The 20,132-nt window shown below is 75.0% G+C and carries 15 protein-coding genes; 7 read left to right on the plus strand and 8 right to left on the minus strand.

What is annotated here, in order from left to right:
* On the plus strand, window positions 1–269 hold a 269-nt coding region (locus ACIQPQ_RS36860; RefSeq protein WP_401313129.1), incomplete at its 5' end, for a hypothetical protein.
* On the plus strand, window positions 266–667 hold the full coding sequence (locus tag ACIQPQ_RS36865; protein WP_401313132.1) for a hypothetical protein: 402 nt from the start codon (window positions 266–268) through the stop codon (window positions 665–667). The genes ACIQPQ_RS36860 and ACIQPQ_RS36865, both read left to right, overlap by 4 nt.
* 60 nt (window positions 668–727) lie before the next feature.
* Here the strand turns inward: ACIQPQ_RS36865 and ACIQPQ_RS36870 are convergent, their stop codons facing one another.
* From ACIQPQ_RS36870 to ACIQPQ_RS36885, 4 genes are all read right to left on the minus strand, one after another.
* Window positions 728–2,626, minus strand: a complete 1,899-nt coding sequence (locus ACIQPQ_RS36870) for a glycoside hydrolase family 15 protein (protein WP_401313134.1) — start codon at window positions 2,624–2,626, stop codon at window positions 728–730.
* Between the two features lie 22 nt (window positions 2,627–2,648).
* Complete coding sequence (locus ACIQPQ_RS36875) at window positions 2,649–3,662, minus strand: zinc-binding dehydrogenase (RefSeq protein WP_401313137.1); 1,014 nt, start codon at window positions 3,660–3,662, stop codon at window positions 2,649–2,651.
* Between the two features lie 25 nt (window positions 3,663–3,687).
* The gene (locus ACIQPQ_RS36880) at window positions 3,688–4,908 is read right to left on the minus strand and encodes a PP2C family protein-serine/threonine phosphatase (protein ID WP_401313140.1); all 1,221 of its coding nucleotides are present in this window, start codon (window positions 4,906–4,908) and stop codon (window positions 3,688–3,690) included.
* A gap of 85 nt (window positions 4,909–4,993) precedes the next feature.
* A complete protein-coding gene (locus tag ACIQPQ_RS36885) occupies window positions 4,994–5,641 on the minus strand; it encodes a TetR/AcrR family transcriptional regulator (protein WP_401313143.1) in 648 nt (215 codons plus the stop codon).
* Between the two features lie 54 nt (window positions 5,642–5,695).
* Here ACIQPQ_RS36885 and ACIQPQ_RS36890 point away from each other — a divergent pair, with 54 nt between their 5' ends.
* The 4 genes from ACIQPQ_RS36890 to ACIQPQ_RS36905 all read left to right on the plus strand — a co-directional run bounded on the left by ACIQPQ_RS36890 (window position 5,696) and on the right by ACIQPQ_RS36905 (window position 9,521).
* The gene (locus ACIQPQ_RS36890; protein WP_401313145.1) at window positions 5,696–6,811 is read left to right on the plus strand and encodes an alpha/beta hydrolase; all 1,116 of its coding nucleotides are present in this window, start codon (window positions 5,696–5,698) and stop codon (window positions 6,809–6,811) included.
* Between the two features lie 86 nt (window positions 6,812–6,897).
* Entirely contained in the window at window positions 6,898–7,899 is a 1,002-nt protein-coding gene (locus tag ACIQPQ_RS36895; RefSeq protein ID WP_401313147.1) for an AfsA-related hotdog domain-containing protein, read from the plus strand.
* A 103-nt stretch (window positions 7,900–8,002) separates the two neighbouring features.
* Window positions 8,003–8,683, plus strand: coding sequence for an SDR family NAD(P)-dependent oxidoreductase (locus ACIQPQ_RS36900; RefSeq protein ID WP_401313150.1), 681 nt, complete (start codon window positions 8,003–8,005; stop codon window positions 8,681–8,683).
* Window positions 8,670–9,521 (plus strand): YqjF family protein, encoded by an 852-nt coding sequence (locus tag ACIQPQ_RS36905; RefSeq protein WP_401313152.1) that lies wholly within the window; start codon window positions 8,670–8,672, stop codon window positions 9,519–9,521. Before ACIQPQ_RS36900 ends, ACIQPQ_RS36905 begins: the two co-directional genes overlap by 14 nt.
* 74 nt (window positions 9,522–9,595) lie before the next feature.
* Here ACIQPQ_RS36905 and ACIQPQ_RS36910 read toward each other — a convergent pair whose 3' ends face one another.
* Window positions 9,596–10,936, minus strand: coding sequence for a glycosyltransferase (locus ACIQPQ_RS36910; RefSeq protein ID WP_401313154.1), 1,341 nt, complete (start codon window positions 10,934–10,936; stop codon window positions 9,596–9,598).
* Window positions 10,937–11,143: 207 nt separating this feature from the next.
* Here ACIQPQ_RS36910 and ACIQPQ_RS36915 point away from each other — a divergent pair, with 207 nt between their 5' ends.
* The gene (locus ACIQPQ_RS36915) at window positions 11,144–13,210 is read left to right on the plus strand and encodes a glycosyltransferase family 4 protein (protein ID WP_401313157.1); all 2,067 of its coding nucleotides are present in this window, start codon (window positions 11,144–11,146) and stop codon (window positions 13,208–13,210) included.
* 111 nt (window positions 13,211–13,321) lie between these two features.
* On the opposite strand, the gene ACIQPQ_RS36920 is transcribed toward ACIQPQ_RS36915, so the two are convergent.
* The 3 genes from ACIQPQ_RS36920 to ACIQPQ_RS36930 all read right to left on the minus strand — a co-directional run bounded on the left by ACIQPQ_RS36920 (window position 13,322) and on the right by ACIQPQ_RS36930 (window position 19,976).
* Window positions 13,322–17,146, minus strand: coding sequence for a family 16 glycosylhydrolase (locus ACIQPQ_RS36920; RefSeq protein WP_401313159.1), 3,825 nt, complete (start codon window positions 17,144–17,146; stop codon window positions 13,322–13,324).
* 149 nt (window positions 17,147–17,295) lie between these two features.
* Window positions 17,296–18,357, minus strand: coding sequence for a glycoside hydrolase family 26 protein (locus tag ACIQPQ_RS36925; RefSeq protein ID WP_401313162.1), 1,062 nt, complete (start codon window positions 18,355–18,357; stop codon window positions 17,296–17,298).
* On the minus strand, window positions 18,354–19,976 hold the full coding sequence (locus ACIQPQ_RS36930; protein ID WP_401313164.1) for a glycosyltransferase family 2 protein: 1,623 nt from the start codon (window positions 19,974–19,976) through the stop codon (window positions 18,354–18,356). Before ACIQPQ_RS36930 ends, ACIQPQ_RS36925 begins: the two co-directional genes overlap by 4 nt.
* Window positions 19,977–20,132: the final 156 nt, after the last annotated feature.

A 20,132-nucleotide genomic window follows, 5' to 3' on the forward strand; every position in this document is an offset into this window, starting at 1 on the left:
GCGTCGACGAGGCCCTCGCCCTCGACCCCGACATCGTCTCCACCGCCTGCCCCTTCTGCCTCGTCATGCTCACCGACTCCGTCAACGGCAAGAAGGCATCGTCCGACAGCGGCTCCGCCACGGGCGGCAAGGCCAAGGAGTCGATCCAGGTCGTCGACGTCGCCCAGCTCCTCCTGGAGTCGGTCACTATCCGCCCGGCCGAGGCAGGCCCGCAGCCCGGAGAGGGCACCGGCACCGGCGCCCCGGCCGGACGGGAGGCCGTGCGATGACGGAACTGCTGATCATCCTCTTCACCGGCGTCAAGGTCGTCGGCGTGCTGCTGGCCGGGGTCCGCGTGCTGCGCCGCGTCACCGGCTGGGGCCTGCCCAAGGACGGCAGCCACGTCCTCCCGTGCCGCGGCGCCCGCCGCAGCGGCACCGACCGGACGCTGCTGCTGTTCGGGGCCCTCCGCATCGACCCGGCCGGCCGCGCCCGCTGGACCGGCCGACTCCGTACCCCGGTGCCGCTGCCGCCCGGCGGCCGGGTCGCCGTACACCGGCTTCGCTTCCGACGGGCGGTCACCGTCGTCTACAGCGCCCCGGACGGCACGGAGTTCACCTTCCGCATGACCCGCCGTGACGCCGCCACGGCCCTCCGCGTGCTCACCCCGGACCGGACGGCGGACTGACTCGGAACACCGGCCCGCCTCTCCGGTCCACCCCCGAGAAGTCCTGGCGGACGAGGGAGGTCACCGACCGGCGGCGCCCAGTTCCCGGTCCAGGGTGACGGCGGCGATGATCAGGGCGAGGTGGGTGAACGCCTGGGGGAAGTTGCCCAGTTGCTCACCCATCGTGCCGATCTCCTCGGCGAAGAGGCCGACGTGGTTGGCGTACGTCTGCATCTTGTCGAAGGCGTACCGCGCGTCCTCCAGGCGTCCGGCGCGGGCCAGGGCGTCGACGTAGAGGAAGGTGCAGAGGCTGAACGTGCCCTCCAGGCCCGCCAGGCCGTCGGGCGAGGAGTGGGGGTCGTAGCGCAGCACCAGGCTGTCGGTGACCAGTTCCTCGGTGATGGCGTCGAGCGTGCCGAGCCAGTCGCGGTCGCGGGCGGCGACGAAGCCGACCAGCGGCATCAGCAGCAGCGACGCGTCGACCGTGTCGTCGCCGTAGCGCTGCACGAAACTGCGGCGGGACGGGCACCGGCCGCGCTCCATGACCTGCTCCAGGATCGCGTCGCGGGCCGCCGTCCAGCGCGGGACGTCCGCCGGGCGGGCGTGCGCCGTCGCCATGCGGACGCCCCGGTCGAACGCCACCCAGCACATGACCCGGCTGAAGGTGTAGTCCTGCCGTCCGCCGCGGGTCTCCCAGATGCCCTCGTCGGGCCGGTCCCACGCGTCGGCCAGCCAGTCCAGCACCCCGGCGAAGGCCTTCCACTCCGCGTGGCCGGAGCCGTCCAGGCCGTCCGCGGTCTCGGCCAGCGCGAAGGCGGCCTCCCCGTAGATGTCCAGCTGGAGGTGGTCGGCGGCGGCGTTGCCGACACGGACCGGGCGGGAGCCGCGGTAGCCCTCCCAGTGCTTCAGCTCCACCTCCTCCAGCGAGGGATCGCCGTCCACCCGGTACATGATCTGGAGGGGTTCGCCTTCCGGCCCGGCGCCCTCGGCCAGCCGCTCCAGCAGCCAGCGGCGGAACGCGTGCGCCTCCTCGGTGAACCCGATGTCGGTGAGGGCGCGCACGGACAGCGCGGCGTCCCGTATCCAGGTGTAGCGGTAGTCCCAGTTGCGTTCGCCGCCGATCTCCTCCGGCAGCCCCGCGGTGGCCGCCGCGACGGGCGCGCCGGTGGGGGCGTAGGTGAGGAGCTTGAGGGTGATCGCGGAGCGGTGGACGGCCTCCTGCCACCGGCCGCGGTAGGTGCAGGCGGCGACCCAGGCCCGCCAGTGGGCGGCGGTGGCCCGCATGGTCTCCTCGGCGGCCTCGGCCGACACGGGCGCGGGCTCCTCGCCGCCCGGTGCGCACGTCGTGAGGACGAACCCGGCGGTCTCGCCCTGCGCGAGCACGAACCCGCCCACCGCGTCGGCGCCGTCGGCCTCCAGTCGAACCGGTCCCACCGTCTGGAGGTGGGCGTCGGCGACCTCGCTGCGGAAGGTCATCGTGCCGGGCCCGCCGGACAGGGTGTGGCCCGTGCGGCCGTAGTCGAACCGGGGGCGGCACTCCGCCGTGTAGCGGACCCGGCCGCGGACGGTGCGCACCAGCCGCATCAGCACGTGCCGGTCCGTCGGCTCCTGCGGCCGGGAGACGGGCATCAGGTCGATGACCTCGCCGATGCCGTCCTCGGTGAGGAACCGGGTCAGCAGGATGGCGGTGTCGGCCAGGTACAGCTGTTTCACCGACGACTCGCCCGTGGCGCGGGCGGCGACGGTGAAGTGGCCGCCGCGCTCGTGGTCCAGCAGCGCGGCGAACACGCTGGGGGAGTCGAAGCGCGGCGCGCAGAACCAGTCGACGGTGCCCGCCGAGGAGATCAGCGCGCAGGTCTGGAGGTCACCGACCATGCCGTGCTCGGCGATCGGCGGATACGGGGCGTGGCCTCCGGGCGGCGCGGCGGCGCCGTGGGGACGGCCCTGGCCGCTCGGGGTGCCGGTCGTGGGGGCGTGCATGGGGCTCACCTTCGTCTCGAGTTCAGCTCAGCGGTGTGACGTGCACTTTGGGGCCTGCCGTCGCGGTGCGCCCGACGCGGCCCGCGAGGACGTCGGGCACCTGGTCGAGGGGGACCGACGTGCCCACCAGGGGCCGCGGATCGATCGCGCCGGACGCGTACGCCGTGATGGTTCCGTCGAGGCCCCCCGAGGCGCTGAGCACCCCGGCCACCGTGAGGTCGGCGGTCACGACGGACCGAGTGTCGATGAGGCTGGCCCGTCCGGCGATGCCCACGTACACGACCGTGCCGCCGGGCTGGACCAGACGCAGGGCCTCGGCGGGCAGGTGGGGGGCGTTGGAGGCGTCGACGACCACGTCGAACCGTTCGTCGGGCAGGGTCTGTTCCGTCCAGGCGTGGGCGAAGCCGAGCGAGCGGGCGAACCGCAGGTCGTCCTCGTCCTTGCCGAGGAGGTGCACGGTGGCGCCGCCCGCCCGCACCAGGAGCGCCGTCAGCACGCCGATCGTGCCCGGCCCCATGACGAGCACCGTCTGGCCCGGCGCGGGCCGGGCCGCCCGCACCGCGCGCAGCGCGTTCCCGCCGGGTTCCACCAGCGCGCCCTGCGTCCAGTCCACCTCGTCGGGCAGCGGGTGCAGCGACCAGGCCGGTACGGTCATCCGCTCGGCGAGCGCACCGGCCCGCCCGCCCCGGATGCCCACCTCGTGCCGGTCCGCGCACAGGTGCTGGCGCCCGACGGCGCACAGGGCGCAGCTCCGGCAGCCCAGCATGGTGTCCCCGGTGACCCGGCGGCCCAGCCAGCAGGCGTCCGTACCGGGGCCGACGGCACGGACCACGCCCGCCCACTCGTGGCCGATGCGCAGCGGGTACGCCGCCTCGCCGGAACGCAGATACGGCATGCTCCCCGCGAACAGTTCCGCGTCCGTGCCGCACAGCCCCACCCGGTGCACCTCCACGACGCACTCGCCCCGACCGGCCTCGGGCGGGCTCACCTCCTGGACTTCCGCCCTGCCGGGGCCGGTGATCACTAGAGCTTTCATGGCGACCTCCGGTCGCTCGGTCAGGTCAGGCCCGGCGCCGCTCCGGCTCCGGGCCCACGGCGGCGCGACGGCTGACGCCGTCCGTGTCGGCCGGGTCCGGTCCGGTGTGCTGGAGAAGCAGCAGCGCGCTGTCGTCGTGGGGGTGGCGGGTGTGGAGCAGGTGGTGCCGGTGGAGGGTCGTGAGAGTGGTGCGGGGGTCGGGGTGGAGGCTCTCGGCGAGGTGACGGGCGAGGGGGAAGAAGCGGCCGTCGGGGTCGCGGGCCTCGGTGATGCCGTCGGTGTAGAGGAGGAGCCGGTCCCCGGTCCGGAAGGGGGCGGTGTGGGGGACGGGTGCACTGGGCGTGAGGTCGAGGAGGCCCAGGGGCGGTGCGGGACGGGGCGGGTCCAGGGCGGTGACGGCGTGCGTGCGGTGGTCGACGTGGAGGGGCGGGGGGTGGCCGAGGTTGACGATCTCCAGCGTTCCGGGGGTGTGGTGGGGGAGGGCGACGAGGGTGGCGGTGACGAAGTCGTCGGGGTGGGTGAGGTGGCGTCGGAGGCTCGTGTCGAGGCGCCCGGCGACGGTGGTGAGGTCGGGTTCGTCGTGGGCGGCTTCACGGAAGACGGCGAGGACGAGCGCCGCGGTGCTGATGGCGGGGAGGCCCTTGCCGCGGACGTCGGCGATGAGGGCGCGCGGCCCGTGGGGGGTGTCGAGGGCGGCGTAGGCGTCGCCGCCGATGGTGGCCTCGGCCGCGGCGGCCGTGTAGTGCGCGGCCGTACGGAGCGGGCCGACGCGATCGGGCGGCGGGGGGTTGATGGCGTGCTGGGCGGCCTCGGCGACGGAGCGCACGGCGACGAGTTCCCGCTCCCGCCGCAACCGCAGCAGACTCAACCCCGCGCTCACCGCCGTGACCAGCAGCAACGCCACCAGTACCGCGGCCTGGTCCGGCCCGCTCGGCGAGTCGGGCCGGGTGCCGAGCGCGACGCACAGCCCCAGGCAGACCGCGCCGGTGGCGAGGACGCCGCCGGGACGGTACCGGGCGGCGGCCAGGGCGGGCGCCGCCGCCAGCATGGACGCCCAGCGCAGCCCCGGCCCCGCCACGACGGCCACCAGCGCGTCCGCCACGATGAACGCGACGGGCAGCACCCCCGCCAGCAGGACCACACCCGGCGGGAACTGCCGCCGCACCCCCGCCGTCCGCCGCTCGGACGACGGCGGAGCGGAGGCCGTGGACGGCGGGGAGGGCGGGGACGGGCTACGGGTGAGCATGGTGTCCGTCCTGCCCGCGGTTCGCCATGACACCCTCCAAAGTAAGATGAGGTTTCAGTTCATTTTAAGGAGCTGCGGGTGACTGTCAATCCGTGCCTGCGGGCGTGAGGTCCGTGTCTAGCCCGTCCACGGTGAGCGCCCGCGTCCACAACTCCCGCAGCTGCCGCAGCCGCCGTGCCTGTTCCTCCCCCGCCGGGGCACCCAGCAGCAGGCCGTGTGCCTGGGCTTCGAGCCCCTGAACGAACGCCTGCCCGAGGAACCCGGCCAGCGCCCGATCGGCCAGCCCGAGCCGCCCGAGGTGCGCCGCCATCGCCGCGCCCATGCCGTGCTGGGCCGCGCGCAGCCGGGCCGCCGTGTCGCCAGGGCGCGGCGCCCGGTCGTACAGCACGCGGTGCAGCAGCGGGCGGTGTGCGTGCGATGCGACGAACGCCTCCAGGAGGCGCCCCACCGTCTCGTCCAGCGGCAGATCCAGCGCGCCCGCCTGCGCGAACACCTCCTCCACGGACCGGGCCAGCTCCGTCACGTGCTCCTCGCCCAGGGCCCAGAGCAGCGCGTCCTTGTTCGGGAAGTACTGGTAGAGCGTCCCGATCGACACCCCGGCCCGCTCGGCGACCCGATTGGTGGTCGTCCGCTCGTAGCCCTCGCGCTCGAAAACCTGAGCCGCGCCCTCCAGGATGGCGGCGACGGTCTCGCGGGACCGCTGCTGGCGGGGCCGTTTGCGCGGGAAGGGCATGGTGCCTCCAGATGCGAGTTGTCCGGCCGTGCGGACGCCTACAAACTAGAGTGTATGTTCACTTTTGATGTGAGTACGGCGGCCCTGTTCGACGAACGCGGCAGGCAGTTCGCCGCGTGGGGCATCCCGGAGTCGCTGGTGGCGAGGGCGCGCGCGGCGATCTCCACGATGTGGGGCACCGGCCCCGGCACCTGGGTGACGGAGTGGGGCCGGCTCGCCCAGGAGGCCGAGCGGTCCGACCGGCTCCTGCTCGCCGCGCAGCTGTGGGGAGCCGCCCGCTTCCCCTCCCTCGCGACCGACGAACGCGTCGCCGCCCACAAGGAACAACTGCGCTGCTACCTCCAGGCGTCCGCCCGCTTCCCCGTCGAATTCCGGCGCCGCGCCGTCGAGTTGCCGGTCGGCGGCGCCGTCGGCGATCTGATGGTCCACGAGTTCGCCCGGCGCGGCCGACGCCGCCCCGGCGTCCTCCTCATGTCCGGCGGGGTCGACACCTGGAAGATCGAGATCCACCGCATGGCACTCGCCACCGCGAAGGTCACCGGCCTCAAGGTCGTCGCCGTCGACATGGCCGGCACCGGGGAGAACCCGCTGCCGCTGTCCCCGGACGCCGACGTCCAGCTCGCCGCCCTCATCCGGGTGCTCCGCGCCGAGCACCCCGGCGAACCGGTGCTCTCCTTCGGCCTCAGCTTCGGCGGCCACTGGTCGGTCAAGCTGGCCGCCCGGCGGCTCGTCGACGGCGCGGTCGCCATCGGCGGCCCGACCGGCGCCGCGGGCGAGCACGCCAACCCGCTCGACTTCCCGTACGGCATGGCGGGCATCGCCGGGAACGCCATGGGCCTCGACCGGCTCCCGGACGAGCGCACCGCGGCCGAACTCCTCGACGGGTACTCCCTGCGCCGCCAGGGACTCCTGGACGGCGACCGCGCCCCCCTGCTCGCGATCAACGGGGACCGCGACCAGTACGTGCCCTACGACGACACGGCCGCGCTGGCGGGCCCGCCGGACACCTCTGTGTGGATCGTCCGCGACGCCACCCACTGCGCCGCCGAGTTCTTCCGCCCCGTCCTCGTCGGCACCTGGGGCTGGATGCGGGCCCGCACGGGCGGCTCCGCGTTCGTCGAGAACGCCCTGCGGGTGCCCTCGCGCCGAAGGGTCCTCGTCCCGTCCTGACCCCGCGCCGCGCCGTCCGGCGTCCCGCTGCATCCGCCCGGCCGATTCGGGACGAATCGTTCGGTGACCCAGCAGCGGAGGCGCGGATGTTCACCACGGCGGTGCGGACGGCAGCGGTGCGGACGGGTACGGAGTCCCGGCACGGGACCCAGGACGCGAGGGAGTACGGCGACGGAAGGGATGCACAGGGCGGCCGGGAGGCCGTACGGACGGACGCCCGCCCCGAGGCCCTCGCCGCGCCGGCCGCCGACCCCGCTCCCGCCTGGCGGGACCTGGGCGTGGACTCGATGGCGGCGGCCCTGGTCGTCTCCGTGACCCGGCTCGGCGCACGCTCCTTCGCGGCGCGCTGCCAGTGGCCGCGCTGGCACCCCCTCAACGAACGCGCCCTCGCCGTGACCCACCACCCCCTCCTCATGGTGGAGACCACCCGCCAGCTCGCCGCGGCCGTCCGCGCCCGCCATCTGGGCCCGGTCGGCGGGCCCCTGCCGGAGCCCGCCGCGATCAGCCTCGGCACCGACGTACGCAGCCGTCCCACCGAGACCGGCACCGCCACCGACGTCGCCGCGCGGGTCACCCTGAGCGACCTCCGCACCGACGCGGGCGCCCCCGCCTTCCGGCTCACCGCCGAGTACGCCCACGCGGGCACCGTGTTCGCCACGTGCAGCCTGCTGTTCTCCCCGTCCACCACCACCCTGGCGCCCTCGGCGCCCCCGGCCGCGCCGCCCGGCCTGCTGCATCCCCCCGCGGCCGCCGTCGGCGCCGCCGCCGAGCCGGACGTCCTGCTCGCCCGCGCCGCCCAGGGACGCCTGGTGATCGTCCCCCGCGACCGTGCCCACCCCGTTCTGCTGCCCGGCGCCCCCGCCGTCCTGCCCGCCCCCGCCGTGCTGGAGGCCGGACGGCAGGCCGTCCTGCTCTCCTGCGGGGCGACCGCCCCGGCCGTCGCGGGGCTCGCCCTGCGCCTGCACGCGCCCGTGCCCGTCCGGGGAGCCGCCGTCGAGGTCGCCGCGGGACGCGACTGCACCCGCTTCGTCGTCCTGTCCGGCGGCACCGTCCTCGCCGACGGCACGGTCGTCCTCACCCGGAGCTGACGCCCGTGCCCGCCACCGGACGACGCCCCACGACAGCCACCGGAAACACCGGAGACAGCACAGCCACCCCGAGCACCACAGCCCACAAGCACCCGGAGGATCAGTGAAGGCGGAAGGCGCGCGCATCCTGCTGCCGGGCGCGAGCGGCGTCATCGGCGCGGCCCTGGCCCGACGGCTGCACACCGAGGGCGCCCGGCTCGCGCTGGCCGGACGGGACCCGGCCGCCCTGGCACGGGTCTCCGCCGAAACCGGCGGCCCGCCGACCCGCCGCTTCGACGCCTACGACCTGGAGTCCTGCGCCGCCACCGTCCCCTGGGCCGCCGAACGGCTGGACGGCCTCGACGCGGTCGTCGTCTGCGTCGGCGTCGCCGGGTTCGGCCCGGCGCAGGAGGTCGGCGACGACATCGCCGAGCACCTGTTCACCGTGAACGCCCTGGCGCCGATGGCGTTCCTGCGGGCCGCGCTGCCCGTCGTCCCGCCCGAGGGCGCCCTCGCCGCGGTGACCGGCGTCGTCGTGGACGCCGCCCCGGCCGGCATGGCCGACTACACGGCGTCGAAGGCCGCCCTCGCGGGCTGGCTCACCGCACTGCGCCGCGAGCGGCGGCGGTCCGGTCCGGCCGTCCTCGACGTACGGCTGCCCCACACGGAGACGGGCTTCGCCGACCGGGCCGTCACCGGCCGCGCGCCCGCCCTGCCGCCGGGCCGGACCGTCGAGGAGGCCGTCGACCTGCTGATGGAGGCCCTTCTCGCCCCCGCCCCCGGACCCCGCCGTGCCTCCGCCTGAGCCCCCGCGCCCGCCGGACGCCCGCGACCCGCACGCCGCCCGGCACGGCACCCGCGGTGCCCGCGCCGTCGAGTCCCTGACCCCGCTCGCCCCGCGCCCCCTGAACCACGTCCTGTTCCGGCAGTACTGGCGCGACCTGCTGTTCCTGCACTGGGAGGCGGACCCCTTCGAGGTGGCCCGGCTGCTCCCGTCCGGCGTCGTCCCCGACCTGCACAACGGCCGCACCTACGTCGGCCTGGTCTTCTTCCGGATGGAGGACCTCGCCTTCGGGAGCACCCCGCCCCTGCCCTACCTCGGCACGTTCGACGAGGTCAACGTCCGCCTCTACAGCCGCGACGCCCTCGGACGGCGCGGTGTCGTGTTCCGCTCGCTCGACTGCGACCGCCTGCTGCCCGTCCTCGCCGCCCGCGTCGCCTTCGGGCTGCCCTACCGCTGGGCCCGCACCTCCCGCCGCTGGTTCGGCGACCGCCTGGTCTACCGGACCCGGGCCCGCGCGGGCCGCCGGGGCGAGCGGCCCGCCGCGCACGCCTGGGCCGACGTGCACGACGGCGTGGCGGTGCCGGGCCCGCTGGACGCGTTCCTGACCAGCCGCTGGGGACTGCACGGCTCGGTGGCGGGCCGCTCGTACTACCTGCCCAACACCCACCCCGCCTGGACGTTCCGCCCCTGCACCCTGCTCGACTGGGACGCCTCCCTGGTCGGCGCGGCCGGACTGACCCCACCCCGCCAGGAACCGGCCAGCGTCCTGTACGCGCCCGGCGTGCCGGTGCGCTTCGGTACCCCGACCGCGCTGCCGCCCGTACGCCACCACCCTGCCGCCAGGCCCTCCGTGCCGTAGCCGGAACCCCGGCCGCACGACCGTCATCCGCCTCGTGCGCTGCCGTCGCCCGCCTCGGGTCGTGCGCCTGGCCCTCACCTGTCGTGGGTGACCCGCGCGGTCATCGTCTCCAGGAGGCGCGCGGCCGCCCACTCCGGGCCGCGCCCGCGCAGTTCGCGGGCGAACACCGACACGTGCGGCCGGACGGTCGCGTCCAGGCCGTCGAGCGCGGCCGGGAGTTCCGCGGCGGTGAGGGCGTTGGGGTCCCGGACGAGGCCCAGGCCCGCGCGCTCGGCGTCCCGCGCCACCGCGAACTGGTCGCTGGAGAACGGCAGGACGAGCGCGGGCACCCCGGCGCGGAGGCACTCGGTGAAGGAGTTGTTGCCGCCGTGGTGGACCATCGCGTCCACGTGCGGGAGCAGCGCCTGCTGCGGCACCGTCCGGGCGACGACGCACCGCTCCCCGGCCAGGTCCCCGAGCGCGGCGGCCCGTTCGCCCGCCGCGACGACCACGGCCGTGTCGCCCGCCCCGCCCAGCAGCCCGGACACCACCGTGCGCAGCACGTCGTCCCGCGCCGACAGGAACGTCCCGAGCGCCACCAGCACGATCCGCTCCGCCCGCGCCCGCAGCCCCGCCAGCCGTGCCGCCCACGCGGCGTCCGGCACGGGAGGCGGGCCCGCCATGTGCCCGGCGAACAGATGACGCGGGCCCGGCGGCCGCTCGGGCAGCCAGGGCAGCGGCGGATACGCGTACACCACGGCGTGCGGCGAGGTCAGCGCGAACGCCCGCCCCGGCGGCGGCGCGGACGGCGCCCGCCTCCGCGCGAACCCGGCGAACAGCTCCGTGAACGCCCGGTCGTTCTCCCGCGCCACCGCCCGCAGCGCGGTCGTCTCCCGCGGCTCCGGCCGCACCGCCACCGGCCAGTCGTACGGCACGCCGAAGAGGGCGTCCCCGCCGGACAGCACGTACGTCGGATGCCCCGGGCAGTACGTCGCGTACGGCACCCCGAGGCAGTGCAGGGCGAGCGTCACCGGGTAGCTGAGCTGGTCGACGACGTACCAGTCCGGCCGCAGCCGTTCCTCCAGGTCGCGCAGCGCGTCGTACACCCCGTCGGGGTCGGCGAGCATGTCCGAGCGGCGGTGCCGGGCCTGTGCGAGGAGCGCCGGGACGGCCCCCGCGCGGGTGGCGTCGAGGAAGGCGCGCAGCCGGGCCGCCTCCGCCGCCGCCTGCGCGGTGGCCTCCGCGACGCCCGTGTTCGCGTTGCCGGTCACCGTCAGCGGCTCGAACTCCAGGCCCGCGCGCACGGCCGTCTCCCGGAAGGCGGGCGCGCACGCGAACCGCACGTCCGCGCCCCCCGCGCGCAGCGTCGCGCCCAGCACCGACAGCGGCTGGGCGTGCGAGAAGAACGGCGGACTGACGACGACGATGCGCGGCATGTGAGGACTTCCGCGCCGGACCGGGGCACGGATGCGCGGATTCCGCGTCCGGCGGCGTGCCGACGGGGCGGCGGGGCGGCGGTGATGACGGTGGCGCCTCCGGTGGCCGCGGTGGCGGCGCCGGGGGGTGTGGGGCTCGGGGTGCATCCGGGCGCCGTGCGGTGGGCGAACTCTTCTCGCAGCCGCCCCGCAGGAGAGGAAGACCACGTGGCCGTCCCCGTACGCGTCCCCGCCCGGCCGACCCCGGAACCGGCCGTCGCGTCGTCGCCGGACCCCGATCCGCTGGTCGCCGCGCGCACCGCCTTCTACACGGCGTCCCGCGCACGGTCGACCGGCCGCCCACCGTCCCGGCACCCCGGCGGTGACCCGGCGGGCTGCGATCCGGCGGGGGAGGACCTGGCCCGCCTGCTGGAGGCCGAGTACGGGCCGTGCCCGCGGACGGCCCCGGCGCACCAGGGACCCGGTCTCGCCCGCGAGGACGCCACCACCGCCTCCCTGCGCCAGGCCTGCCGCCTCGGCGTCCCGCTGACCCCCGACGCCCTCCTCGCCCACGCCGACGGCGGCCCCCGGCTGACCGCCGTCCTCGCCGAGATGTGGCCCGAGACCGTCCGCCGCCACGGCGCCGACTACGCCGAGGAGACCCTCCGCGGCCTCCTCCGGGCGCGGCCCCGCGCCTTCCTCGTCGATCTCGCCGAGGCCGCCGGGCTGCGCCCCCTCGACGCGGCCGAGGCGGCGGACCGGGCCGCGCGCGCCGACCGGCCCGAACGCCACGCCCTCTGGCGCCACCTGCGCGGACTCCCCGACGGGCCCCGCCACCTCCCGGACCCCGCCACCGCCCGCGACCCCTACGAACGCCTCCTGCTCAGCCCGCCGCCGCCCCTGGCGGACGTCCCGCTCACGGGCGACGGCCTCCTCGTCGCCCAGTCGATGCTCCTCGGCGGACTCGACACACCCGGACAGGGCCTGAGCGGCGGCCTGTCGGTCCTGCTCGGCGGACTCGGCGACGGGCTCGCCGCCACGGCGGGCGTCGCCGGGGTGATCACCGTCGTCGCCGCCGGACACGACGACCTGACCGACGGCGCACCGCTCGTGCGTGAGCGCGCCCCCGGGCACTGGGTGCTGCGCCTCCCCGTCGACACGCCCGGCGTGCTCCACCAGGACGAGATGCACGCCCACCGTCCGGCGCTCGCCTGGTGGGCGATCCGCCTGCTCGGCTCCCTGCCCCGGCCGGTGGACGTCGTCCACGTCCGCTACGCCGACGACGGAAGTCTCGCCCTCGCCCAGGCCGCCGACCGCCTCGGCGCCGGGCTCGCCTTCACCGCCACCCCCGACCCGCACCGCAGGCTCGCCGCCCGCCGGGACGGCGGTGAGGCGCTGCGCGAGGACCTGCACCGCGTCTTCCTCGCCGACCGGCTCGTCGACCGCGCCGACACCGTCGTCGGCATCCCGGGCCCCGGCGGCACCCGCGACCTGCTCCGCCACTTCCCCGCCCTCGCCGCCCGCTACGGCGACGACGGCCCCGCCGCCCCGCCCGAGGGCATCGCCCCCTACGTCCCGCACGCCGACGAGGAGCGGCAGCGCACGGCCCTCCTCGACGCGCTGTTCGGCGGCGGCGACCGCCCGGACGCCCTCGCTCCCGAGGAGCGGGCGCTGCCCCTCCTGCTGTGCGTGGGCCGCCTGCACCCCGTCAAACAGCAGGACCTCCTCGTCCGCGCCTGGCTCGCCGCCGGACTGTGGCGCGTGTCCACGCTCGTCCTCGTCGGCGGCGGCGACACCCGCCCCACGGCCGCCGAACAGCACCTGCGGGCCACCGTCCGCGCCCTGCTCGCCGACCGCCCCGAGGCCGCCCGCCGCCTGGCCCTGCTGCCCGCCCTGCCCAACGACCGGGTCCGCCGCCTGGAGCGCGCCCTCGCCGACCCGGCGCGCGGGACGCGGGCCTGGTACGTCTGCCCCAGCGCGAAGGAGGAGTTCGGGCTCGCCGTCATCGAGGCGATGGAGGCCGGACTGCCCGCGGCCGGTCCCCGCAACGGCGGCGTCCCGCACTACCTCAGCGACGGCGGCAACGGCCTCCTCCTCGACACCGCGTCCCTGCCCGCCCTCGCCCGGGGCCTGCGCCGCCTGCTCTCCGTCCCGGAACCCGGACGCGCCCGTCTCGCCCGCGCGGGCCGGGAGACGGTGACGGCCCGCTTCTCGGTGGCGGAGATGGCGCGGGCCCTCGCCGACGAGTACGCCGGAATCCGTGCCGCGGCGGCCCCCGCCCGCCCCGTGGACTGACCGCGCGGCGGCTCTCCTGGTTCCGGCGCGGTGCCCCGGACGCGGCCCGGCCTCCTGCCGCGGGCTGCGACAGGAGGCCGGGACCGAGGGGCGGCGGGGCCGCCGGGGCGGTCAGCCGAGAGCGGTGACCTTCAGCCGGGAGGTGGTGAACGGCTGGTCGGTGCCGGTCAGGCCCACCCGGCCGACACCGAACGCGAAGTCGTCCGCCGTGACCTTGCGCACGCCGTCGACGTACCCGGTGAGGGTGTTGTCCTCGACGACCAGCTTCAGCGCGTACTTCGTGCCCACGGCGACCGTCTGCGGCGCGGCGGCCAGGACGGTGGTGACCCCGTTCAGCTTCCGCACCAGGACCACCTGGCCGGTGTCCGGGCGCAGCCGCAGGGCGTAGAGGTTGTTCGCGTCCTTGGTGCGGCCGGTGACCCCGGCGCCCTGCCCGGCCGAGTCGAGCGTCACGTCCGCCTCGACCTTGAAGTTGGTCCACTCCGGTGCGTAGGGCAGTTCGTTCTGCTCCTGCACCGGGAACGGCACCGCCTCGGACTTGGCGGGGGCGTACGGCTTGCCGATGAAGGCGGTCGCGTCACCGGAGGCCGCGGTGGAGCGGTAGGCGTAGCCGCTGCCCTTGCTGATCACCTTCCAGGACGCCGCCGGGGTCTCGGTCCAGTCCGACGCCCCGTCGAAGGTGTCGGTCAGCCGGTACGTCGGGCTGATCCGCACGTTCGAGACGCTGAACGCCTGCTGGAAGCCGCGCACGCCCACCCTGCCGGAGCTGACGTCGGAGTCGCGGGCCTGGAGCGTGACCGGCGCGCCGCCGCCGGTGGAGGCGCTGCCGCTGAGGTCGACGCCCTCGATGGCCAGCTTCAGCTGGTAGGGCGTGCCGTAGGTCACCGACAGCGGCTGGGTGGCGAGGGTCTCCCGCTTGCCGTTGCGGATCTTCTCCAGCTTCAGGGCGCCCGTCTGGTCGCCCTGGTTCGGGGCGAGCGTCAGGTAGTAGAGGTTCTTGTCGTCCTGGTAGCGGCCGACGAGGGCCGCGCCGCCGCCGCTCGTCCCGTCGAGGGTGACGTCGGCCTCGGCGGTGAAGCTGCTCCAGTCCTGGGTGTAGGGGTCGTCGGCCTTCGGGGTGTCCTTCGCGGGCCGTCCGACGACGGCGAGGGTGTCCTGCGCGGTGGTGGTGTTCTTGAGGGTCTGTCCGTTCTGGGTGGTGTTCCACCAGGCCGGGGCCTGGGCGTCCATCTCCCACGTGTCGTAGACGGGGGCGGTGAGTTCGCTGTCGTAGGCCTTCACGTCGGTGAGGGTGAAGGGCTGGTTGTAGGCGCGGGCGCCGATGTCGCCCGCGGGGAGCGGGGTCGAGTCGCGGACGCTGACCTGGGCGACGCCGTCGACGTAGCCGAGGAGGTTGCCGCCCTGGACGGTGAACTTCAGGTCGATGGGCGTGTCGGGCTGGATGTCGACGTCCTTGGAGGCGATGACGGTGGCCTTGGCCTTGCCGTCGGTCGAGCCCGGCGGGACGGTGGTCTTGACGACCTGGATCTTCTTGGTGGTCGCGCTGGTCCGCAGGAGCTTCAGGTAGTAGTAGTGGTCGGCGTCCGAGTAGCGGGCGATGAGACCCGCGCCCTCACCGGTCGCCGAGGTGAGGGTGACCCGGCCCTCCACGGTGACGTCGTTCCAGGCGGTCGGCTGCGAGCCGGACGCGGGCCGGGCGGCCGTGGCGATCGCCTCACGGTTGGCGGCGTTGAAGGTGCTGGTGAAGGTGTCTCCCGACGCGGTCCACAGGCCGCGCCGCTTCGTCCAGTCGGCGAACGCGGGGACCTGCGTCGCGTCGGTCCGCACCGCGCGGACCTGGGAGACGGTGAACAGCTGGTCGTGGCCCTTCACCCCGGCCCGGCCGGTGGTGAAGGAGGTGTCCGTGCCGGTGACCTTCAGGACGCCGCCCACGTATCCGGAGACGGTGTCGCCCTTGACGACGAGGCGCAGGTCGTACGCGGTGCCGGTGGCGAGGTCCAGTGGGCTCGACGCGAGGACGGTGCTCGTGCCGCCCGCCTTGCGCACCAGGGAGACCTGGTCCTGGCCCGGCTGGAGCCGCAGGTAGTAGTGGTTCGCGGCGTCCTGGTAGCGGGCGACCAGACCGGCGTCGCCGCCGGAGGCCGAGCCGGGCTCCAGGGTGACGCGGCCCTCCACCTCGACGTCGTCCCAGCCGCGGGCGTTGGGCTCGTCCACCAGCGGCCCGAAGGTCGTCGGACGGCCGAACACCGCGACCGCGTCGCCGGTCCCGGCGGTGTTGCGCAGCAGCCGGACGCTGTCGGCGGTGGTGGGCGTGACCCAGCTCGGCGTCGACTGCCACCACGTGTCGAAGGAGGGGGAGTAGCCGGTGCGTTCGGCGACGTCGACCTGCGACACGCTGAACGGCTGCTTCTGCCCGATGACGCCCGCCTTGCCCTTCACGAGCGCCGAGTCCTGCGCCGTCACCTTCTGGACGCCGTCCACGAAACCGGTGAGCGTGCTGCCGTCGGCCACCAGCTCCAGGTCGTAGGCGGTGCCCGCGGTGACCGGCAGCGACCGGGTGGCCAGCACGGTGGTCACCCCGTCGACCTCCTTCACCAGGCGGACCCGCTGCTTCTTCGGCTCCAGCCGCAGCGCGTAGCCGTTCTTCGCGTTCTGCGCGCGGGCCACCACACCGGCACCGCCGCCGGTCGCGGAGTCCAGCGTCAGCCGCGCCTTGACGCTGACGTTGCGCCAGGCGTCGGGATGCGCCACGTTCTGGTGCGCCGGGTAGCCCAGCGGGCGCCCGGTCAGGGCGACGGCCTCACGGCCGGCGGTGGTGTTGCGCAGCACCTGCCCGTCGCCCTGCGGGACGACCGACCAGGTCGACCCCGCGTTCTTCCACCAGCCCTCGTCGCCGTCGTCGAACGTCTCGGTGACGCTCTCGATCGTGTCCTTCAGCGGCTCGTCCGAGTACAGCGGCGGAACCTCGCCGTCCGGCGCGTAGTAGGAGACGTCGTCGACCTCGAACGTGCCGTAGCTGTGGCCGACGGGCTTGCCCTCCTCCGCGACGTAGGTCGCCGTGGTGAGGATGGCCGTCACCCAGATCGACATCGGGGAGTTGTAGGCCGCGCCCGGCACGGCGGCCGTCGGCGCCTGCTGACCGTAGGGGAACGGGCGGGAGTTGGTGATCGGGTTGCGGACCCGCTTCACCGGCCGGCCGTCGAGGACGAACGTCAGGTAGTCCGCGCTGTAGTCCAGGCCGTAGCGGTGCTCCTCCGTCCACGGCTGCTTGTTGTCGTTGCCCTCGGCCCACGAGTAGCGCGGGTAGTGCTTGTCCGAACCGTCGTTGCCGCTGAGGCTGTTGTTCCAGGTGATCACACCGCCGTCGAGCTTGGTGTAGCCCTTGGGGTGCGCCGGGTCCGTGGTGGCGTCCACCGACTGCGTCTCGAAGATGTCGAGTTCGGTGAAGGGGCGGCCGTAGACCGGGCGGCCCTCGGCGCCGTCCCAGATCTGCGTCCAGAACGCGGGGTGCCAGCCCGGCGTCAGCTCGGGGATGGTCGCCTTGATCTCGTAGTAGCCGTACCCGAACTTCTCCTTGGACGAGATCCCGCCACCGCGGAAGCCGTCCCGGCCCGTGGAGTCGCTGACGCGCTTCATGTCCACGAGCAGGTTGCCACCGGACACGGACACGTTCGAGTCGTTCGACCAGGCCGTCTTGCGGACGTTCCACTTGTCGGTGTCCAGCGAGTCCCCGTCGAACCCGTCGTGGAACACGCGCTGCTGGCAGGGCAGCGGATAGGTCTGGTCGGGCGAGGAGGCGGTGCAGGTCGGCGATGCCGCCTCGGCGGCGAGAGGCGCGGTGCGCGCCGATTCCGGGACGGCGGAGACGGGCGCCGAGGCGGCGGGCACGGCCGTGGCCAGCAGGCCGACGACCGAGACGACTCCGGCCACGGCCATGCGCAGACGCGTGCGTCTGGCAGGGGGATCTATGAGTGCCACTAGGGGACCTTTCAAGACAACGAGCAAGGTGGTCACATAGTGGCGATCGCATCCACGATTCGCAATACTCATGCAACCAATGATTTACATGCTCGCTGCACAGGTCATCATCGGGCATTCCGTGCATGCCGTGTGGAGGGGAGTGGGGTGCGCACGTCGAACCCATAGCGCGCGTCGGCGACGCAGGAGCGGAACTCGGCCACGCCCGCCTGATCCGTCGTCAGGCGCCAGTCGTAGCGGGCGTCGTGGTCGAACCAGCTGACCGCCACCACGTCGGCGTCGGCGGCGACCCCCTCGCACAGCGCCCGCACATGCTCCGCGCGGCGCGCCCCCGGCATGGCCCCGGTCTCCAGCAGCACCACGGGCTCGTCGGCGAAAGCACGGATCTCGTCGAGCGTCGGACCGAAGAGCCCGCGGAACGTGTGCGGGTCCCAGTCGGTGAAGTAGCCGATCAGACCCACCCAGTCGACCTGGTCGTCGCCGGGGTAGTACGGCCGCAGCGGCACCACCCGCCGTCCCGCCGGGTCGACGATGTTCGGCGACCATGTCCAGATCACCTTGTCCGCGCCCTCCTCCCGGAACACCGCGCGCAGGTGCCGCCACGCCGCCACGTACTCGGCGGGTGTGGCGACGGTCGTGCCCCACTGCTCCCAGTCGCCGTTCATCTCGTCGGCGAAGCTGAGCGCGATCGGCAGGTCCAGCGTGCGCACCGCCCGCGCGTACGCCCGCACGTAGGCGTCGGTGGTGCCCGCGGCGATCGCGGCGGGCGTGGTGCCGTGCGGCTCCCAGGACACGGCGGTCAGCGCGCCCTGCCGCCACGCGTTGCGCACCCCCGACGCGTCGAAGCCGTCACCCCAACCGGCGTAGTACACGACGAGGTTGGGCGCCTTGCCCACGAGACGCCCGAAGTCGTCGACCGGCGCCATGGAGTGCGGTGCGCCGTCACGGGAGACACCCAGGTACTTCTTCGCGGGGCGCACGAGCGGGCGGAGCGCTTCGGGGAGGCCGTCCGCGGCGGGGGCCCCGGTGGCGGGGGCGGTCGGCGTCGGCGGGGGAGTGGGCGCGGCGGCGGTCGCGGTGGCCGCGCACAGGGCGAGCGCGGCGAGGAGGGCGCCGCGACGGACGGCACGCGTGGTGCGCGCGGCACGCACCGGGCGGACGGGGCTCACGCGGCCACCCCGATCCGGGGCCGCAGCAGCACGCGGGCGACGACCGCCGCGTAGAAACCGCCGGTGAGCAGCAGCAGGACGTAATCGGCGGGATCGCGTTCCACGCAGCGCCAGACGGCCGCGGCGAGCCACACCGCCGCCGTGACCCCGCCCCACACCGGCAGCCCGGACCGCCGCACCCGGCCGCCCTGCCACCGCGCGTGCGGGGACCCTGTCGCCCGCCAGCCCATCGACCGCCCGCGCACCGCGTCCCACACGGCGAACGCGTGCGCCCAGCCGTACATCATGCGGACCGCCCACGCCTCCAGCCGGTACGGCGCCCGGTGCCAGAGCGGGAACACCACGAGCGCGTACACCACCGCGGGCAGCACCATCCAGACGTTCTCGGCGCGCAGAGTGCCGGGGAACGCGCACAGCAGGGTGATCGGCACCAGCGGCGCGACGAACGTGAACAGCGCGGTGTGCAGGTAGTGCAGGAACCCGGACAGATAGCACAGACGGGTCGCGATCCGCATCGGAGTCCGCCAGAACTTCGCGCTGCGCAGCAGGCCGAGCGAACCCGAGCACCACCGGTACTGCTGGTGGAAGAACGCCCCCGGATCGTCCGGGCACATCCCCGTCGACAGGGCGAGCGGCACGTACCGCAGGTCCCAGCCCAGCCGCCGCAGATCGAACCCGGTGTGGACGTCCTCGGAGTGCTCGACGAGGGTCGTACCGCCGTTCTCGGCGAGCGCCGCCCGCCGGTAGACGGCGCAACTGCCCACGCAGATCGCCCCGTCGAGCCGCTGCCGCGACACCTGGACCACCCGGTAGAACAGCTCCTGCACGGCCCCCGCGCCCCGTTCGACCCAGGTCTGGCCCGGCAGCACCCGGAAGAACTGCGGGGACTGGACGATCGCCAGCCGGTGGTCCGCCTCCAGGTGGGGCAGCAGCTCGTGCAGCAGGTCCGCGCGGGGCGCGAAGTCGGCGTCCAGGACGAGCAGATAGGGGCCGGAGGTCCGCTCGAACCCGTGGTGCAGGTTGCCCGCCTTCTTGAACCAGCCCCGGTTGTCGCGGCTGCCGTAGCGGAACCCGAACTCCCCGGCCATACGGCGGAGTCCGGGGTCGGCCGCGTCGTCCAGGACGAACGGGCGGCACGCGCCCGGATAGCGGTCGGCGAGCGCCCGCACATGGGTCCAGGTGTTGCGCAGCACCGCGGCCGGTTCCCCGCACACCGGCAGCAGCACGTCGACGTCCGGATACCGCTCCGGCCGCCACGCGGCGACCAGCGCCCGGTGCGCGCCGAGGTCGAAGCCGCGCGGGGCGACCGTGACGCGCAGGGAGATCAGGTAGTAGACCAGGGTGAACGCCAGCAGCGGGCCGAACAGCCACAGCAGCAGCGGGCTGGAGCGCAGCATGCCCGCCTGACTGACCACCAGGCAGGCGACCCCGGCGAGCGATCCGACCACGAGGACCGGCAACCGCCGCGCCACATAGCCGTACTTCTCCTCGTCCGTCGGCGGGACGGGCAGCACGCCGCGCGGTCCGCCCGGCGGTGACGGCGGGGAGGCGGCGGGCGGGACGCCGGGCCGCGCGAGGGCGGCCGGGGTCACCGGCGGACCGGTCTCGATGGCGTCCATGCAGTCCTCCCGGACCGTCGGCTCCGGGCGCCGGTCGGGCGGCACGGAAGAAGTGAGGAGTCGTCGTACCCGGCCCGTGCCCGTCCGGCGGCGGCCCGGCGCGTTCCGTCGCAGGTATCTGGCCCGCCCGCCCGCGCTCCTGCCGCCCGCCACGGC

This window comes from Streptomyces sp. NPDC091281 (assembly GCF_044757425.1).
GTDB lineage: Bacteria > Actinomycetota > Actinomycetes > Streptomycetales > Streptomycetaceae > Streptomyces.